The sequence below is a fragment of the Serratia sp. TSA_7 genome (genome assembly GCF_052692135.1).
In genome coordinates, this window is the sequence record NZ_JBQZFU010000002.1 from 693,328 (window position 1) to 710,640 (window position 17,313).

The following is a 17,313-nucleotide window of genomic DNA, read 5'->3' on the forward strand; positions in this document are numbered from 1 at the left end:
TAAAAACGGTAAACCGAATACTATTGATAATTATTTGCGTTTGCAATAGTGTGTTAAGGCTCGTAAACAGAGCAGGTATTTTTCGACAGGGACGGATACCGCTTTTTAGCGCCGAATCCAATGCCGTTGCGTCTCGGTCTGTTGGATTTTTATTTCCGCGATCACAAAAACTACAACCGCCCTTCTCTCTGCCGGAGGCCTGTCTTCGGCCCCGGGAAAGGCAGCAAGGTAGGAACACTCAAATGAACCGCAAACTTTCACGTTATTCTTTAGCCACACTCATCGGGTTAGGGTTAGGCGCGTCCGCCTTTGCGCACGCCGCACAGCAAACTGATACCACCGCAGAAACCGATACCGCCGCCAAAGGCAAAAAAGCCGCCGCCGAGGACACCATTGTCGTCACCGCTGCCCGACAAAACCTGCAGGCTCCGGGGGTGTCCACCATCACCGCCGACGAAATCAAAAAACGCCCTCCGGCGCGCGATATCAGCGAACTGATCCGTACCATGCCCGGCGTTAACCTGACAGGCAACTCCACCAGCGGCCAGCGCGGCAACAACCGCCAGATCGATATTCGCGGCATGGGCCCGGAAAACACCCTGATTCTGATCGACGGTATTCCGGCCAGCAGCCGCAACTCGGTGCGCCAAGGGTGGCGCGGCGAACGTGACAGCCGCGGCGATACCGCCTGGGTGCCACCGGAGATGATCGAACGCATCGAAGTGCTGCGCGGCCCGGCCGCGGCACGCTATGGCAACGGCGCCGCCGGCGGCGTGGTCAATATCATCACCAAAAAGAGCACCAAAGATCTGCACGGCTCGCTGAACACTTATTTCAACGTGCCGCAGCATAAGCAGGAAGGATCTACCAAGCGCACCGACTTCAGCCTGTCCGGCCCGCTGAGCGACCAGTTGAGCTTCCGTCTGTTCGGCGGCTACAGCAAAACGCAGGCCGACGCCTGGGATATCAACGAATCGCACAAATCCGAACGCGTAGGCGCTTATGCCAGCAGCATTCCCTCCGGGCGTGAAGGGGTGGTCGACAAAAACATCGACGCCCTGCTGCACTGGGACTTCGCCCACTTGCAGTCGCTGGAGTTTGAATATTCCTATGGCCGCCAGGGCAACCTGTACGCAGGCGATACGCAAAACACCAACACCAACGCGCTGGTGCAAAGCAACTACGGCAAAGAGACCAACCGCATCTACCGCGAAACCTTCGGCCTCAACCATCGCGGCGCCTGGGACAACGGCGTCGGCACCAACAATTACATTCGGTTCGAGCGCACGCGTAATACGCGTCTGAACGAAGGTTTGGCCGGCGGCACCGAGGGTATTTTCGACACCAAAAATGAAGGCTTCGGCACCACCAAGCTGGACGATTTTCTGGCGCACAGCGAAGTCAGCGTGCCGTTTGAATTGGGCGTCACGCAAACCGCCACGCTGGGCACCGAGTGGAACCAGCAGCGCATGAAGGATGGCACGTCAACCAGCCAAACGCTGATGGGCGGCACCATTCCTGGCACAGAGACCGGCACCCGTAGCCCTTACGCTTCGGCGAATATCTTCTCGCTGTTCGCCGAAGACAATATCGAGTTGACCGACAGCACCATGCTGACGCCCGGCCTGCGTTACGATCACCATTCCGAGGCCGGCAATAACTGGAGCCCGGCGCTAAACCTGTCGCAAGAGTTGGGCGACAACTTCACGCTGAAAATGGGCATCGCCCGCGCCTACAAAGCGCCGACGCTGTTCCAGACCAACCAAAACTATTTGCTGTACAGCAAGGGGCAAGGTTGTGCGGCCAGCGACACCAAAAATGGCTGCTATCTGCTCGGCAACGACGATCTGAAGGCGGAAACCAGCGTCAACAAAGAGATCGGGCTGGAGTTCCATAATGAAGGCTGGCTGGCCGGGGTGACTTACTTCCGCAACGATTACCGCAACAAGATCGAGGCGGGCAACAGCAAAATCGCCACCAGCAGCACAGGTACGGCGGTTTATCAGTGGGAAAACGTACCGAAAGCGGTCGTACAGGGCCTGGAGGGGACGCTGAACATACCGGTCAGCGAGACCGTATCCTGGAGCAACAACGCCACCTACATGATAGAGAACAAGAACAAGAGCACCGGCGATTATCTGTCGGTGATCCCTAAATTCACTATCAACTCGACGCTGAGCTGGCAGGCGACCCAGGAACTGTCAATGCAATCGACCCTGACCTGGTACGGCCGTCAGAAGCCGAAAAAGTACAACTATCAGGGTAAACCGGCGACCGGCAGCGAAACCCGCGAGGTCAGCCCTTACGCCATCGTCGGCGCCAGCGCTACCTATGACGTCACCAAAAACGTCAGCGTCACCGCCGGCATCGACAACCTGTTCGACAAACGCCAGTTCCGCGCCGGCAACGCGCAAAACGTTGGCGATCCCAACACCGGCGCCATCAACATCGCCGGAGCGGGTGCTGCAACCTACAACGAACCGGGCCGCACTTATTATATGAGCATCAACACGCATTTCTGATGCCTGTTGAGAAACACCGGGGGCTGCCGCCCCCGAGTTTGATGACAAAGTTGCCTTTGAGCCCGAGATACTCGGGCCTAGCGCACCGAGGGGCGCTCCGGCGGCAAGCCGCTACGACCCCTTCGGCACGCTCTCCCTAATGACGGGCTGTGTCAGCAGTCTGGCCCACGCAGCCCCCTTTTTATTCTTTCTCCAGCGATACCTGTTTGAAAATGTGCTTGCCGAACGGGTCGATCTCGTAACCTTTCACTTCCTTGCGCACCGGCTCAAAAATGGTCGAGTGGGCGATCATCAACGCCGGCATCTGCTCATGCATCATCACCTGCGCCTGCTCATACAGCGCCACCCGCTTGGCATGATCGCTCTCTTCACGCGCCTGCAGGATCAGCTTATCAAACGGCGGGTAGCACCATTTAGCCGAGTTTGAACCGCCATTGGCCGAAACACAGGTAAACAACGGGCCGAAGAAGTTATCCGGATCGCCGTTGGCAGTGGTCCACCCCACCAAGGCAGTCTGATGTTCGCCATTTTTGAGCCGCTGCAAGTACTCGCCCCACTCGAAAGTGACAATGTTGGCCTTCACGCCAATCTTCGCCCAATCGGACTGGATCATCTCCGCCATGCGTTTGGCGTTCGGGTTGTAAGGCCTCTGCACCGGCATCGCCCACAGATCTATCGCAAAACCCTGGCCCAAACCGGCATCCTTCAGCAATTGCCTGGCTTTCTCCGGCGCGTACGGATAATCCTCAATCTTGTCGTTGCTGCCCCACTGGGTCGGCGGCAGCAGGTTTTTCGCCTGCTGGCCCGCACCGTGAAACACCGCTTCGATAATCGCCGGTTTATTCACCGCCATCGCCAGCGCCTGGCGCACTTTGACGTTATCCAGCGGTTTTTTCTGGGTATTAAACGCCAGGAAGCCGATATTCAAGCCGGATTTCTCCATCACCTGAATGTTCGGGTCCTGCCGCATCCGCGCTAAATCCGCCGGGTTGGGGAATGGCATCACCTGGCATTCATTTTTTTGCAGTTTGGCATAACGCACCGCGGCATCCGGGGTTATCGAGAATACCAGACGGTCAATCTTAGGTTTGCCCTCCCAATAGTGGTCGAACGCTTTGTAGAGGATCTTCGCGTCTTTCTGATACTGCACCAGTTGGAACGGCCCGGTGCCGATCGGGTCGTTATCGACCCGCTGCGGCGTGCCGGCCTTCAGCATCGCATCGGCATATTCCGCCGATAAAATGGTGGCGAAATACATGCCGAGATCGGCCACGAACGGCGCTTCGGCGCGCGAAAGCTCAAAGCGCACGGTGTTTTCGTCCACTTTGACAATCTTGTCGATCAGCGTGCCGAACTCCATGGATTCGAAGTTGGTGTAAGCACCGTTGGAGACCTTGTGATACGGGTTATTGGCGTCTTTTTGCCGCATGAAGGAGAAAATCACGTCGTCGGCGTTGAAGTCGCGGGTTGGGGTAAAATACTTGTTACTCTGGAATTTCACGCCCTTGCGCAGATGGAAAGTGTACTGCTTGCCGTCCTCGCTCACTTCCCAACTTTCCGCCAGGCTGGGTTGCAGCTCGACGGTGCCGGTTTTGAAATCCACCAGCCGGTTGTAGATTGTCGCAGAACTGGCGTCTACGGTGGGGCCCGAGGTGAACAGCTGCGGGTTGAACCCTTCAGGCGAGCTTTCGGAACAATAAACCAGCGTGCGGGCGTGCGCACCGCCCATCATCGCCAGAGCCAACAATCCCAGCGTCATCGTGAGTGCTTTATTTTTCATCCTGCCATCCCCAGTGGTTATACCCGTCGCCTGGCCGTAACTCGACATTCATAGGTATAGAAAACGGACCCGACGGATACCAATAAATCATGCAGTTAGGGTTGTAAAGCACAAATTTCGAGCATAAAAAACGGGGTGCGCCGCAAAGGCCGCTCCCCGTGGTTAACCGACATAATGAAATTAAATCATCTGGCTGAAGTTCATCTGCGCCATCAGTTTGTAGTTGTCGGCGTAGTCGACCGGGATCGCCACCACCACCGGCCCCTGAATGTCCATCGCTTTGCGCAGCATCGGTCGCAGGTCATCTACCGACTGCACGGCAAACCCTACCGCACCGCAGGATTCCGCATAGGCTTTAAAATCGATCGGGCCAAATTCCACGCCGGATTTGCGTCGGTATTTACTCACCTCCTGCATTTCCACCATGTTGTAGGCGTTATCCACCCAAATCACGTGCACGATGTTATTTTTCAGCCGCACCGCGGTTTCCAGCTCCATGCTCGACTGCATAAAACCGCCGTCGCCGGAGATTGACACCACTTTGTCCCCCGGGCGCACCAGCGCTGCGCCAATCGCCCACGGCAACGCCACCCCCATAGTCTGCTGGCCGTTGGAGATCAGCAGTTGTCTTGCACGGAAGCTATAGAGATAACGCGCGATCCAGATGTGAAAACTGCCCATATCCACGCACAGCGTGACGTCGTCGCTGACAATATCCTGCAGCTCTTTCACGATGCGCAGCGGATGGATCGGCATGCCGCCACGGCGTGCGGCGCGTTCCGCCAGTTCGGTACGCTGCCGCCCCAGATCGCTGAGGATCAGTTCAACCTCTGCCGGCACGCTCACCACGGCGCTGAAGGCTTCGGTCATCATATCCAGGGTCGCGCTGATATTCCCCACCAGCTCCACGTCCGGGCGGTAACAGGTATCGATATCCGCCGGCAACACGTCGATATGCACCAGCTTCAGTTTGCCCTGGCTGTTCCACATGCAGGGATCGTATTCGATCGGGCCGTAGCCGACGCTGACCACCAGATCGGCTTTCTGCAACAGTTGATCGGCCGGCTGGTTGTTGAACAACCCGACGCGGCCGGCAAACCTGGCGAAATGATTGACGTCGATCACCCCCGCTGCCTGATAGGTGCCCACCACCGGCATATGGGTGCGATGCAACAGATGACGCACCGCCTCGCTGTTTTCCGGGCGGCTGGCCTGCAGACCCAACAGCATCACCGGACACTTCGCCTGCTGGATCAATTTTACCGCCGTGCGAATGTCATCGGCGGCGGCGGCCCCCATGCGTGGCAGGCGGCACCCCGCCAGTACCGGCGCACTGACAGGTTCGTTCACGATGTCCATCGGCAAGCTGATGAACGACGCCCCAGGCCGGCCAAACTCGGCATGACGGAAAGCATTGGCGATCACTTCGGAAATCGCCACGCCGGCATGCACTTCGGCGCAATATTTGGTCACCGGCCGGAACATGCTGACGGTATCCATGCTCTGGTGGGTCTGCTTGAGGTTATCGGCGCGCTTCACCGCACCGCCGATCGCCACCACCGCATCCCCTTCCGAAGTGGCGGTCGCCAGCCCGGTGATCAGGTTGGAACTGCCAGGCCCGGAGGTCACCAGCGCCACCCCCGCCTTACCGGTCAACCGCCCGACCGCCGCCGCCATAAACGCCGCGTTGGCCTCGTGCCGAACCACCACCGTTTCTATCGACGGCGCGTCCTCCAGCGAATCGAATACCCGGTCGATTTTCGCCCCCGGAATACCGAACACGTATTTGACGCCCTGCGCTTCCAGATTTTTCACCACCAAATCTGCGCCACACGCCCAGTTATTGTCTGTTTTTGCCTTGTTCATGGAACACACCTCCTGAAAAATACACCAACGGCTGTCGCGGAATTAACCCTCGGCAGAACGAATCGCGCGGTCCAAATCCTCCGGACAGAGGTCGGCGCGCAGAAAATCCGCATCATGCGGCAATTGAAGATTGAGACGGGTGATCACCCCAAATTGCAGGCGACCGTGGTCGAGCTGATAATCCAGCACGTGGCCGCCGCCGCTGCGATCGTCGGTAACAAAGTGCTCGTGATAACCGGCTACGCCGACCCCCTGCATATAGTCCGGCGAACGGAAGCCAACCAGGGTTCCCTGCCGCTTGAGAAAGGCAAAGGTCGGTTGCTCCTCGATTGCTTCCAGCATCGGGCGATAGGGCCGCTCCTGACGCGGCACGGTGCGGGTTTCCACGTGGCTGAATTCACCGTCGACGCGCACCGCGCAGAACAGGTTCGGCGAAGCCACCTGCTCATCAATGCACTGGTGCAGTTGCGCTTTGGTGATAGGACGATCGAAGCTTTGGGTAACGCTGGGTTGGAAAAAGGTGACAACGGCAAAAGGGGTTTTCTGATCGTGCCTGGCCGGTCGCGCGCTGCCGTCGGCGCGCAGTTGATGAATTTCATCATCAAAGGCGATCAATTCACCATCGAGGTGGTTGAAGGTGCCCAGGCCAAAGTTACCGTGCCGAAGCAATTCGGCAATGGTCACTTCCCCTTCGTAGACGCCGCTGATTAACGCGCTCATCAGCGAGATTTGATAGATTTCGCCCTCCCCGGCAATCACTGACTGCCGGGCGAAACCCTGCACCAAATGGTGCGCACAGGAACAACCCTGCTTTTCGTTCATTACGTACTCCTCCACCAGCACGGTGCGAAATGCCCCCGCGCGTTCAAAAATGCCCACCTGAAAGGTAAGCAAAGATGTCGCCGACGACGCGTTCAGGTGGAACGATTCAGCCAACGGCGACAAAAAAACCGGCACGGCAGGCCGGCGACACTCAACCTCAACAACGGTTTAGATTCACTAATCATTGTTGGCGGGCACAGCGTCAAATTGAACGTTTACTCTGGTATTGAAGCAGCAATCACTGTCGCAGGCGCATGGCGGTGCCTGGGAAAATGGCGTTGTTTTAAGGTCTAAAATCCGCTGGGTTTATCTATTTTTCTCTTTGCGGCGGGATCCCGGTTCGCTCTTACCGTCCGTAAGCCCCAGAAAAAGAGTAACCGCAATGCGGTGGGCAGAGAACCTGGTATTCATAAGAAACGCTTTTGCATATAATGCAAAGATGAATGACGCCCGCTATGTTGAACATCTGCCGATATTTCTCGAAGTGGCCCTGCAGGGCAGCTTCTCCGCTGCCGCCCGCAAACTGGGTATGGTGCCCTCTTCGCTGGTTCGCCACATAGACGCGCTGGAAAGCGCTCTTGACGCTACGCTGTTTATCCGCTCGACGCGCGGCCTGATGCTGACGGATGCCGGAGAAATGCTGAAGGCGCGGGCGGCGGCGCTGCTGTCGGACATCACCGACATCCGCGCAGAGCTGGCCTCGCTAAGTGATGTCCCCCAGGGAACGTTGCGCATCAGTTGCCTGCCGACCTTTGGCAAGACCTACATCCTGCCGCTGTTGCCGACGCTGGCTGAACGCTACCCGCAATTGTTTGTCGATCTGGATCTGACCGAGCGCCAGACCGATCCGACGCAGGAATTACTGGACGCCGCCATCCGCATCGGCGAACAGAAAGACAGCGGGCTGTACGCCAGCCGAATAGCCACTCAGCGCTGGGTCATGTGCGCCAGCCCCGACTATATCGCCCGCTATGGCTGCCCAGGGGACCTGAACGCGCTACCGGAACATCGGCTGATTGCCCGTTATAATAAACAGCAGCCGGCCTGCTGGACGCAAATCCTCAGCGGCCAGCTACTGAACCGCTGCAGTATGGTACTGCGCTGCAACGACTTCACCGCCCAGCGCCAGGCGGCGCTGCTTGGACTGGGGATCACCTTTTTACCCAACTGGGTGGTTGGCCCGGATATCCAGGCCGGCCGCTTGCATCAAGTGCTGGAGGATCCGCGCCAGGAACAACAGGGTATCTACCTGCTGCGGCCGGTGGCCAAGATCTCCGCCCGCTTAAGCGCGTTCACCGCCCTGCTGCAGCAAAGTATCGGTCAGCCCCCCAGCTGGGAATGAAGCGGCAATACCCGGCCATACAACGCCGGGTTATCGCTTTCGTCTTTCAGTTCAATCCCGGTCAGACCCCGCTGGAACGCCTGTTCCAGCAGCCACGCCAGTTTGAACGCCGCCTGCGGGTAATCCAGCCCTTCCGGGCGAACGTTGGAGATACAGTTACGCTCCGATTCGCGCCGCCGGGTGTTCGGCCCCCAGGTGAGGTAAATTCCCAGGCTGTCCGGCGAGGACAGGCCCGGCCGCTCGCCAATCAATATCGCCACCGCTTTTGCCCGCAGACACTCGCCGATATCATCCCCCAGCGCCACCCGCGACTGATGCGCCAGCACCACGGGCGCTACGGAGAGCCCCAACAGATCGAGATAAGGCCGCAGCGCCTGCAACAAGGGTAACGCCTGACGGTGCACCGCCTTGGAAGACAGACCGTCCGCCACCACCAGCAGCAGATCGGCCGCCTTGTCCGGCAGGCCCAGCAGCAGACTGCGGCTGTCCGCCGCCAACCGCCGCCCCAGATCCGGCCGGCTCAGGTAGGCGGTGCGGTCAGCGGCCTGACTGTGCACCGTCAGCGTCTGCCAGCCGCTCTCCTGCAACGCCCCGGCCAGCGTATCGCTGTCGAACGGCTGGTGTACCGCATCGCGCGCCTGCGCATGCGCCAGACCGAATTTAAGCAGCTCGCCGGTGGGCAGACTCGCGCCGGTGCGACCCAACGCGATACGCGCATCGGTAAAGGCGCGCAGCGCGTCCCAGCTGTTGACGTGAACCGGTTTATTCATCAACTCTCTCCCTGCAGCGCCAGCAACAGCGGGTGATTGGCGGCGGTGTCACGCAGCCGCCCCAGTTCGTCGGTGATATGCATTTTCACCAACCAGTTGGCAAACTCCGGTGCGTGTTTGAGCCCCAGCAGTTCGCGGATATACAACGCGTCGTGGAAGGAGGTGCTCTGATAATTGAGCATGATGTCGTCCGCTCCCGGCACGCCAATCAAAAAGGTTAATCCGGCGGTGGCCAACAGCGTCAGCAACGTGTCCATGTCATCTTGATCCGCCTCCGCATGATTGGTGTAACACACGTCGCACCCCAGCGGCAGGCCGAGCAGCTTGCCGCAGAAGTGATCCTCCAACCCGGCGCGAATAATCTGTTTACCGTCATACAGATATTCCGGGCCGATAAATCCGACCACGGTATTGATCAACAACGGAGAGAAACGGCGCGCTACCGCATAGGCGCGCGCCTCGCAGGTTTGCTGATCGACGCCGTGATGCGCATTGGCCGACAGGCAACTGCCCTGCCCGGTTTCGAAGTACATCACGTTATTGCCCAGCGTGCCGCGATTGAGGCTCAACGCCGCCTGCTGCGCCTCCGCCAGCAGCGCCAGATTAATGCCGAAGCCGGTGTTGGCGGCTTCTGTGCCGGCGATCGACTGGAACACCAAATCCACCGGCGCGCCGCGTTCCATCAGCCGCAGCGTGTTGGTGACGTGCGTCAGCACGCAAGACTGTGTGGGAATGGCGAAACGCTGGATCACGTCATCCAGCATGTAATTGAGCTTTTCCAGCAGCGGCAAGCTGTCGCTGGCCGGGTTGATGCCGACCACCGCGTCGCCGCTGCCGTATAACAGGCCGTCGAGCATGCTGGCGGCGATGCCCTGCAGGCTGTCGGTCGGATGATTGGGCTGCAAGCGCACGCTGATGCGGCCTGGCAGGCCGAGAGTATTGCGAAATCGCGTCACCACCCGGCACTTCTTCGCCACCAGGATCAGATCCTGATTGCGCATAAGTTTGCTCACCGCCGCCGCCATTTCAGGCGTAATCCCGGCGGCGACCTGCGCCAGCATTGCGCTGTCCGCCTGCTCGCTCAGTAACCAGTCGCGGAAATCCCCCACCGTCAGGTGGGAGATCGGCGCAAAAGCCACGGCATCATGGCTGTCGATAATCAGCCGCGTGACCTCATCTTCTTCGTAAGGCACCAGCACCTGCTGCAAAAACGTTTTCAGCGGTACCTCCGCCAGCGCAAGGCGCGCCGCCATGCGTTCCTCCGCGCTCTCCGCCGCCACCTCCGCCAGATAGTCGCCGGAACGGGCCGGTGACGCCTTTGCCATCAGTTGGCGTAAATCATTGAAACGGTAGCTGCGCCGGCTAAGCGTTGCCTGATACATAGCGCTCCCCTGTTCTGCCCGGAATGATCACCGAAAGTTGCAAACCCTGTACCAAGTGTAGTCAGTCGACAGATGAATTTATTTTTTACAGGAAATCATGCGGTTAATGCCGATTACCGCCAGGCTCCGGGCAGCCTGAGCCTGCACTAAAATCATGCATTGCATTCCGCCGGCGAGCGCTTCGGGTTACAGTAGCCGCAACAAAGGAGAGGTAATGAACCGGCAGCAGCAAATTATCCAGTGGTTACAGCAAGATAACGAAAGAATGACCGTATTGCGCACCGTACGGCGGCTCGGCCTGAACGACTGGTGTCTGGGCGCCGGATTTGTACGCAATCTGGTGTGGGACCGGCTCCACGGTTATGCCTCCCCGACACCGCTCAACGACATCGACGTGATTCATTTTGATCCGCAACGGGCGGAAGCGGAGCGCGACAGGATGCTGGAGGCGCGGCTGCAACAGTGGTTGCCGCAGCCGTGGTCGGTGAAAAATCAGGCTCGCATGCACCTGCGCAGCGGGCGGGCGCCCTACCTCAACAGCGAGGATGCCATCAGCTTTTGGACCGAACTTGAAACGGCGGTTGGCGCGCGTCTGAACGCCGATGACGGCATCCAACTGGTAGCGCCTTTCGGCCTTGAGCGACTGTTCGACGACACCATTACCTTCAATGCCAAAAACGGCGATATCCACACCTTCGAGCAAAGGGTGGCCGACAAAGGCTGGCTGCAGCGCTGGCCGCGGCTGCGGCAAGTTCGCGGGTAAAGTTTTACCCGCCGCTGCCGATACCTTGGGCAGAAACATCAAGACTCAGGGAGAGCATCATGTCCACCAGCATTACCATGATCGTGCCGGTAAAAAACACCGTACCCGGCGTCAGCAACGTCTTCAGCGCCCCCGGCAAGCAGGGCCAGGTGCTGATGGCCAAACCTGTCAATCAGCAGCCCGAAGGCGGTAAACCCAAAGAAACCGAAGGCGCCGGCAGCGAGGAACAGGTCAATATCTCGGACAGCAGCGCTTCAGCACGCATCAAGGCGCTGAACAAACAGATCCAGGATCTGCAACAAAAACTGGTTGATCTCAAAGACTCGGGCGGCGATGCCAAAGAGATCGAAAAACAAAAACAGCTGATCCAGGCGCAGATCAAAATGCTGCAGGCCGAAATCGAACGTATTCAGAAAGAAGAAATGGAAAAGCAGCAGCAGGAACAGATGGCGAAAGCCGCCTCCGGCAGCGCCCCGGTCAAAGGCGATGGCGTCAATCGCCCCACCGCGCTGAATGCCGTGGATGTGTATATCTGATTCAATAATCCACCTGTTGGCGGCGTTGCTGTTGCAACAACGCCGCCTGCTGCCCCACTACCTGCCAAATCACCTCCGCAGCCGGCGTCAACGAGCGGTTTTTACGCCGCACCAGCATCAGCGCACGATTAATTTCCGGCACCAGCCGACACACTTTCAATTGCCCGCCTTCCGGTAACGGTAACGCCAGCGCCGGGAAAATGCTGATGCCGATACCCGCCGCCACCATGGGAAACAGCGTTGCCGGGTGACCGATTTCCTGCACCACCGGCGCCTCCACTCCCTGCTGACGCAAAGCGCTGTCAATCAATGGCCGACTGCCGGAAGCATAATCCTGCAACACCAAACGGCTGCCGTTCAGTGCCGACCAGTGCACCTCGGGCAATGCGGCGAACGGGTGATCGCGGCGGCACAGCAGCAAGAAGGGTTCATGCAGAATCGGCTCGCAGTCCAGATCCACCGCCTGGACCGGATCCACCACGATGCCAAAATCCACCTCGGCGTTACGGATGCTGTGCAGCACCTGCTGTTGCGCCTGGTCACGCAGCATGATGCGAATATCCGGATACTGCTGCTCCCCGGCGGCGATGCATTGCGGCATCAGGTGGGCGGAGATGGTCTGGCTGGAAGCCACGCGCACCGTGCCGCTGCGTTGCACGCCAAAGCTGCGTGCATCCAGCAACGAGGTTTGCAATTCATCCAGCAACCGTTCCACGCGGTTGGCCAGCCGCTGCCCGGCGTCGGTCAGCACCACTTCACGCGTGGTTCGGTCCAGCAGGCGCACACCGATCTCCGCTTCCAGTTCTTTCACGCTGTGGCTGACCGCCGACTGGGTCAGGCCAATAGCCTCACCCGCCCGGCTGAAGCTGCGATGCCGGGCAATGGCGACAAAAACTCTGAGCTGCTTGATGGAATAATTCATGTATTTTTTTCATAAATAAATTAAATAAATCAATTTAATTATTATATCCCGCAGCGCCACAATAAGCGCATCATTTTTATTCGAGTACGCCACCATGAGATTCCTGCCCGACCGCTTTACCCTGACGCTGCTCGCCACCGTATTGCTGGCGTCGTTCCTGCCTGCGCGGGGCGAATTTGTCGGCTGGCTAAACGTGCTGACCATCGCCGCCATCGCCTTGCTGTTTTTTATGCACGGCGCCAAGCTGTCGCGCGAAGCCATTCTGGCCGGCAGCAACAACTGGCGGCTGCATCTGTGGGTGATGTTCAGCACCTTTATCATTTTTCCGGCGCTCGGCGTGCTGTTTAAATGGTGGTCGCCGATCGACGTCAGCCCCGAGCTGTATTCCGGCTTTATCTACCTGTGCATCCTGCCCGCCACCGTGCAATCGGCCATCGCCTTTACCTCGCTGGCGGGGGGCAACGTCGCCGCCGCGGTGTGCAGCGCGTCGGCCTCCAGCCTGCTGGGGATCTTCGTCTCACCGCTGTTGGTCGGGCTGCTGATGAACGTCCACGGTGAAACCGGCAGCCTGCAACAGGTCGGATCTATTGTGCTGCAACTGTTGGTGCCCTTCGTCGCCGGCCATTTGTCACGGCCGCTGATCGGCAAGTGGATCGAACGCAATCGCAAGCTTATCGGTAAAACCGACCAGACCTCGATTCTGCTGGTGGTCTATGCCGCCTTCAGCGAGGCGGTCACGCACGGTATCTGGCATCAGGTGGGCATGGGTTCGCTGGTGTTTATCGTGGCTGGCAGCATCGTCCTGCTGACGATCGTGCTGGTGGTGAACACTTACATGGCGCGCTGGATGGGCTTTAGCAAAGCCGACGAAATCACCATCGTGTTCTGCGGCTCGAAGAAAAGCCTGGCGAACGGTATCCCGATGGCCAATATCCTGTTCCCGGCTTCAACCGTGGGGATTATGGTTTTGCCACTGATGATGTTCCATCAGGTGCAATTAATGACTTGCGCAGTGTTGGCGAGACGTTATCAGAAGAAACAGCAGGAAAAACAGGGGGCGCTGAACGCAGAGGCGTCGCGCGGGTAAACAAAACGGGCTTTCGCCCGTTTGTCTGTTCAACTCTTTTTTAACGGCTTGACCAGGTGGTCAAGCCCTTCGATTTTAATCGCCAGCGTCATTTCCATCAGCATGCCGAGTTTGCCGTTGGGGAACTCGCCTTTGCGGGCGAACCACAGCAGATACTCTTCAGGCAGGTCAATCAGCGCCCGCCCTTGGTACTTGCCAAACGGCATCAGGGTATTGGCGATCTCGATCAGATTCTCTTTTTCCATCAGACACCCAGCAGGCGGATCATTTCCGCTTCATCGATCACTGCAATACCCAACTCCTGCGCCTTCACCAACTTGGAGCCGGCCGCTTCGCCGGCAATCACCAGATCGGTCTTTTTCGAGACGCTGCCGCTGACCTTGGCGCCCAGCGCCGTCAGACGATCTTTAGCCTCATCGCGTGAAAGTTGGCTCAACGAACCGGTCAACACCACGGTTTTACCGGCAAACGGGCTGTCGATCTCTTCCGCCGCTACTACCACCACTTCCGGCCAGTTGATGCCAATTTCGGCGCCAATCAGTTCGTCGATCACCTTCTGGTTAAGCTCTTCGTCGAGGAAATGACGCACATGCTTCGCCACCACCTCACCGACGTCCGGAACTTGTTTCAACGCGTCGATATCGGCGGCGTACAGTTTTGGAAGCTCACCGAAGTGCGCCGCCAGGTTGGCCGCCGTGGCCTCGCCCACTTCGCGGATGCCGAGCGCGTACAGGAAACGGGCAAAGGTGGTCCGCTTGGATTTCTCCAGCGCGTTGACCAGGTTCTGCGCCGACTTCGGCCCCATGCGATCCAGCCCGGTCAGAATACCTGCGGACAGGCGGAATAAATCGGCCGGATTCTTCACATATTCTTTTTCTACCAGTTGCTCGATGATCTTGTCGCCCATGCCGTCGACGTCCATCGCGCGCCGGGAAACGAAGTGCTTCAGCGCTTCTTTACGCTGCGCGGCGCAGATCAGCCCACCGGTGCAACGCGTTACCGCCTCGCCTTCAACCCGCTCCACATCGGAACCACAGACCGGGCAATGCAGTGGGAACACTATTTCACGCGCGTCCTGCGGACGGCGATCCTCAATCACCCCGACCACCTTCGGGATCACGTCACCGGCACGGCGCACGATCACCGTATCGCCGATGCGCAGACCCAAACGGTCGATCTCGTCGGCATTGTGCAGCGTGGCGTTGCTGACGATCACGCCGGCAACCTGCACCGGTTCCAGTCGCGCCACCGGCGTTATCGCCCCGGTACGCCCGACCTGGAATTCCACTTCGCGCACCACGGTAATTTGTTCCTGCGCCGGGAACTTGAAGGCCGTCGCCCAGCGCGGCGCACGCGCCACAAAGCCAAGCGTTTCCTGCAGATCGATATCATCGATTTTGACCACCACGCCGTCGATATCGAATCCGAGCTGCGCGCGGTCCTGCTCCACCTGGCGGTAGAAAGCCAATACTTCGTCGCTGCCGGTGCAGCATTTGGCGCGATCGCTGACCGGTAAGCCCCAGTTTTTAAACTGCATCAGGCGCTGCCAGTGACTGCGCGGCAGCTCGCCGCCTTCCAGCAGACCAACGCCATAGCAGAAAAAGGTCAGTGGGCGTTTGGCGGTAATGCGCGGATCGAGCTGGCGGATAGAACCGGCGGCGGCGTTGCGCGGGTTGGCAAATATCTTGCCGTCCTTGCGACGCGCCTCTTCGTTCATCTGTTCAAAGCCGGCCTGCGGCATAAACACTTCGCCGCGCACTTCCAGCCGACGCGGGATATTGTCGCCGCTCAGACGCAGCGGGATGGCGCGGATGGTACGCACGTTGGAGGTAATGTTCTCACCGGTGGTGCCGTCGCCGCGCGTGGCCGCACGCACCAGTTCGCCGTCTTCGTACAGCAGGCTGACCGCCAGACCGTCCAGTTTCAGCTCGCAACAGAAAGTGAGCGGTTCGCTGCTCTTCAGGCGATCCTGCACGCGTTTGTAGAACGCCAGAAAGCTTTCTTCGTCGAATACGTTATCCAGCGACAGCATCGGCACTTCATGCCGCACCTGATCGAACGCCGCCAGCGGAGCGGCGCCCACGCGCTGGGTCGGTGAATCGGCGGTGATCAGCTCCGGGTGCGCGTTTTCCAACTCACGCAGCTCATTCATCAGACGATCGTATTCCGCATCCGGCACTTCCGGCGCATCAAGTACATGATATTGGTATTCGTGATGGCGCAGTGAGGTTCGTAGTTGATTGATTTGTTGGATTATCGATTCCATGGCTCACCATCAAAGATAAAAAACCCCCGGCAAGCGGGGGCTTTGTTGTTACGGATATTCAGTGCGCGTCGCTACCGGTCAGGCGTTGCTTTCCAACACTTCGCGGATGCGCGCTTTGTAGGTTTCCAGCTTCTGCGGGGTCATCATGCGGCGCTCATCGTCCAGCACCACACCGCCCACGTCGTCGGCGATTCGCTGTGCCGACTGCAGCATCAGCTTGAAGTTCTGATTAGCGTCGCCATAAGACGGCACCATCATGAACATCGACACGCCCGGCGTGGAGAAATCGGACATCATGTCGGGATCAAAAGAACCCGGCTTGACCATATTCGCCAGGCTGAACAGCACAGGGCCGCTGCCTGCCGGGCTGATATGGCGATGGAAAATCCCCATTGCGCCAAACTGGAAGCCCGCTTGCAGCACACTCTGCAGCAGAACTTCGCCGCCGATCACGCCACCCTGATGTGCGGTAACGTGCAGCACCAGTACGGTTTCTTTCAGTTTTGCCGGTTTAATGGCTGCCGGAGCAGGCTGAGGTTCCACCGCCGCTGGTTTCACTTCCGGCTGCGGCTGATGCGCAGGTTCGGCGCGGAACGCCGGCTCCGCTGCAGTCGCCACAGGCGGCAGATCGTCAACGCGCGGTTCACGGCGCGGCGCAGGCTGCTGCGGCTCGTCGTCTGCGTCCTGCGCGTAGTTGTCCAGCAGGATGTCATCATAATCCGGCCGCTGGGACAGCGGTGGCGGAGACTGATGAGCAGCCGGTTGAACGGCACGTGGCGTTGGCTCGGCCGCCGGAGCAGGCTTCGGCGCAACCACGGGTTCTTCGCGTGCGGCATCAAAATGACCAAACGACGGCTCATCATGCGGGTTGACGGCGCGTACACGCACCTCTCCCACGCCTTCATCGAGATCGTCGATCGGGGATTGTTCACGTTCTTTTTTAGAACGCTTGGCTGGGCGATCGCGGAAAAGCGACGAGCGTTCTTTGCGACTGGTCCACAGACCGTGCAATAACAACGCTATTATGGCGATCGCGCCAACAACGATTAATATCAGACGCAAATCCTGCATCATTGCTATCTCTGTTGTTCCAATACATTGCCACCGCGGCAAACATTCACTCTTTAACTCTATTTGCCCGAGCACACAAGTGCAAGTCCGTGCTGAACTTTATGCCAATAAAGATGATTATACTGCCTTTTTTTGCTGTTTTTTCAGCCAATGACACCCTAGCCAGTAGAAAATCATCCCGATA

At 58.6% G+C, this 17,313-nt stretch carries 14 protein-coding genes; 5 read left to right on the forward strand and 9 right to left on the reverse strand.

The genetic code is table 11. From position 1 onward, the window contains the following. Positions 1-242 precede the first annotated feature (242 nt). Positions 243-2,522 carry a TonB-dependent siderophore receptor gene (locus tag ACUTQW_RS12135; RefSeq protein ID WP_037433414.1) on the forward strand — a complete coding sequence of 760 codons (2,280 nt, stop codon included), beginning with the start codon at positions 243-245 and terminating at the stop codon, positions 2,520-2,522. A gap of 181 nt (positions 2,523-2,703) precedes the next feature. Here ACUTQW_RS12135 and ACUTQW_RS12140 read toward each other — a convergent pair whose 3' ends face one another. The 3 genes from ACUTQW_RS12140 to budA all read right to left on the reverse strand — a co-directional run bounded on the left by ACUTQW_RS12140 (position 2,704) and on the right by budA (position 6,990). Further along, the gene (locus ACUTQW_RS12140; RefSeq protein ID WP_037433424.1) at positions 2,704-4,302 is read right to left on the reverse strand and encodes an ABC transporter substrate-binding protein; all 1,599 of its coding nucleotides are present in this window, start codon (positions 4,300-4,302) and stop codon (positions 2,704-2,706) included. Between the two features lie 180 nt (positions 4,303-4,482). Further along, positions 4,483-6,168 (reverse strand): acetolactate synthase AlsS, encoded by a 1,686-nt coding sequence (gene alsS / locus ACUTQW_RS12145; protein ID WP_004947648.1) that lies wholly within the window; start codon positions 6,166-6,168, stop codon positions 4,483-4,485. 42 nt (positions 6,169-6,210) lie between these two features. Continuing rightward, positions 6,211-6,990 carry an acetolactate decarboxylase gene (budA, locus tag ACUTQW_RS12150; RefSeq protein WP_004947651.1) on the reverse strand — a complete coding sequence of 260 codons (780 nt, stop codon included), beginning with the start codon at positions 6,988-6,990 and terminating at the stop codon, positions 6,211-6,213. Positions 6,991-7,372: 382 nt separating this feature from the next. On the opposite strand from budA, the gene ACUTQW_RS12155 reads away from it, so the two are divergent. Next, positions 7,373-8,332: a LysR family transcriptional regulator gene (locus ACUTQW_RS12155; RefSeq protein ID WP_020439531.1), complete on the forward strand. Its 960-nt coding sequence runs from the start codon at positions 7,373-7,375 to the stop codon at positions 8,330-8,332. Here ACUTQW_RS12155 and eutC read toward each other — a convergent pair. Both eutC and ACUTQW_RS12165 read right to left on the reverse strand, forming a co-directional pair. After that, the gene (gene eutC / locus ACUTQW_RS12160) at positions 8,311-9,102 is read right to left on the reverse strand and encodes an ethanolamine ammonia-lyase subunit EutC (RefSeq protein ID WP_006327068.1); all 792 of its coding nucleotides are present in this window, start codon (positions 9,100-9,102) and stop codon (positions 8,311-8,313) included. The genes ACUTQW_RS12155 and eutC overlap by 22 nt on opposite strands. Beyond that, positions 9,102-10,484, reverse strand: a complete 1,383-nt coding sequence (locus ACUTQW_RS12165; protein ID WP_006327069.1) for an ethanolamine ammonia-lyase subunit EutB — start codon at positions 10,482-10,484, stop codon at positions 9,102-9,104. The genes eutC and ACUTQW_RS12165 overlap by 1 nt, the downstream gene beginning before the upstream one ends. Before the next feature lie 214 nt (positions 10,485-10,698). Here ACUTQW_RS12165 and ACUTQW_RS12170 point away from each other — a divergent pair, with 214 nt between their 5' ends. Continuing rightward, positions 10,699-11,247, forward strand: coding sequence for a nucleotidyltransferase family protein (locus ACUTQW_RS12170; RefSeq protein ID WP_004947661.1), 549 nt, complete (start codon positions 10,699-10,701; stop codon positions 11,245-11,247). A 59-nt stretch (positions 11,248-11,306) separates the two neighbouring features. Beyond that, on the forward strand, positions 11,307-11,783 hold the full coding sequence (locus ACUTQW_RS12175; RefSeq protein WP_006327071.1) for a FlxA-like family protein: 477 nt from the start codon (positions 11,307-11,309) through the stop codon (positions 11,781-11,783). Position 11,784: 1 nt separating this feature from the next. Here ACUTQW_RS12175 and ACUTQW_RS12180 read toward each other — a convergent pair whose 3' ends face one another. Continuing rightward, a complete protein-coding gene (locus tag ACUTQW_RS12180) occupies positions 11,785-12,705 on the reverse strand; it encodes a LysR family transcriptional regulator (protein WP_006327072.1) in 921 nt (306 codons plus the stop codon). A 94-nt stretch (positions 12,706-12,799) separates the two neighbouring features. Here ACUTQW_RS12180 and ACUTQW_RS12185 point away from each other — a divergent pair, with 94 nt between their 5' ends. Continuing rightward, on the forward strand, positions 12,800-13,792 hold the full coding sequence (locus tag ACUTQW_RS12185) for a bile acid:sodium symporter family protein (RefSeq protein ID WP_006327073.1): 993 nt from the start codon (positions 12,800-12,802) through the stop codon (positions 13,790-13,792). Positions 13,793-13,821: 29 nt separating this feature from the next. Here the strand turns inward: ACUTQW_RS12185 and ACUTQW_RS12190 are convergent, their stop codons facing one another. From ACUTQW_RS12190 to zipA, 3 genes are all read right to left on the reverse strand, one after another. Beyond that, on the reverse strand, positions 13,822-14,037 hold the full coding sequence (locus tag ACUTQW_RS12190) for a DUF3820 family protein (RefSeq protein ID WP_004947672.1): 216 nt from the start codon (positions 14,035-14,037) through the stop codon (positions 13,822-13,824). Continuing rightward, the gene (gene ligA / locus ACUTQW_RS12195) at positions 14,037-16,058 is read right to left on the reverse strand and encodes an NAD-dependent DNA ligase LigA (RefSeq protein ID WP_006327075.1); all 2,022 of its coding nucleotides are present in this window, start codon (positions 16,056-16,058) and stop codon (positions 14,037-14,039) included. The genes ACUTQW_RS12190 and ligA overlap by 1 nt, the downstream gene beginning before the upstream one ends. A gap of 78 nt (positions 16,059-16,136) precedes the next feature. Further along, positions 16,137-17,132, reverse strand: coding sequence for a cell division protein ZipA (gene zipA, locus ACUTQW_RS12200; protein WP_004947676.1), 996 nt, complete (start codon positions 17,130-17,132; stop codon positions 16,137-16,139). Positions 17,133-17,313: the final 181 nt, after the last annotated feature.

Excerpts from the sequence above, each read along its gene's own strand:
- ACUTQW_RS12135 (WP_037433414.1), top strand. The coding sequence starts at position 243 with ATGAACCGCAAACTTTCACGTTATTCTTTAGCCACACTCATCGGGTTA.
- ACUTQW_RS12140 (WP_037433424.1), bottom strand. The coding sequence starts at position 4,302 with ATGAAAAATAAAGCACTCACGATGACGCTGGGATTGTTGGCTCTGGCG.
- alsS (WP_004947648.1), bottom strand. The coding sequence starts at position 6,168 with ATGAACAAGGCAAAAACAGACAATAACTGGGCGTGTGGCGCAGATTTG.
- budA (WP_004947651.1), bottom strand. The coding sequence starts at position 6,990 with ATGAACGAAAAGCAGGGTTGTTCCTGTGCGCACCATTTGGTGCAGGGT.
- ACUTQW_RS12155 (WP_020439531.1), top strand. The coding sequence starts at position 7,373 with ATGCGGTGGGCAGAGAACCTGGTATTCATAAGAAACGCTTTTGCATAT.
- eutC (WP_006327068.1), bottom strand. The coding sequence starts at position 9,102 with ATGAATAAACCGGTTCACGTCAACAGCTGGGACGCGCTGCGCGCCTTT.
- ACUTQW_RS12165 (WP_006327069.1), bottom strand. The coding sequence starts at position 10,484 with ATGTATCAGGCAACGCTTAGCCGGCGCAGCTACCGTTTCAATGATTTA.
- ACUTQW_RS12170 (WP_004947661.1), top strand. The coding sequence starts at position 10,699 with ATGAACCGGCAGCAGCAAATTATCCAGTGGTTACAGCAAGATAACGAA.
- ACUTQW_RS12175 (WP_006327071.1), top strand. The coding sequence starts at position 11,307 with ATGTCCACCAGCATTACCATGATCGTGCCGGTAAAAAACACCGTACCC.
- ACUTQW_RS12180 (WP_006327072.1), bottom strand. The coding sequence starts at position 12,705 with ATGAATTATTCCATCAAGCAGCTCAGAGTTTTTGTCGCCATTGCCCGG.
- ACUTQW_RS12185 (WP_006327073.1), top strand. The coding sequence starts at position 12,800 with ATGAGATTCCTGCCCGACCGCTTTACCCTGACGCTGCTCGCCACCGTA.
- ACUTQW_RS12190 (WP_004947672.1), bottom strand. The coding sequence starts at position 14,037 with ATGGAAAAAGAGAATCTGATCGAGATCGCCAATACCCTGATGCCGTTT.
- ligA (WP_006327075.1), bottom strand. The coding sequence starts at position 16,058 with ATGGAATCGATAATCCAACAAATCAATCAACTACGAACCTCACTGCGC.
- zipA (WP_004947676.1), bottom strand. The coding sequence starts at position 17,132 with ATGATGCAGGATTTGCGTCTGATATTAATCGTTGTTGGCGCGATCGCC.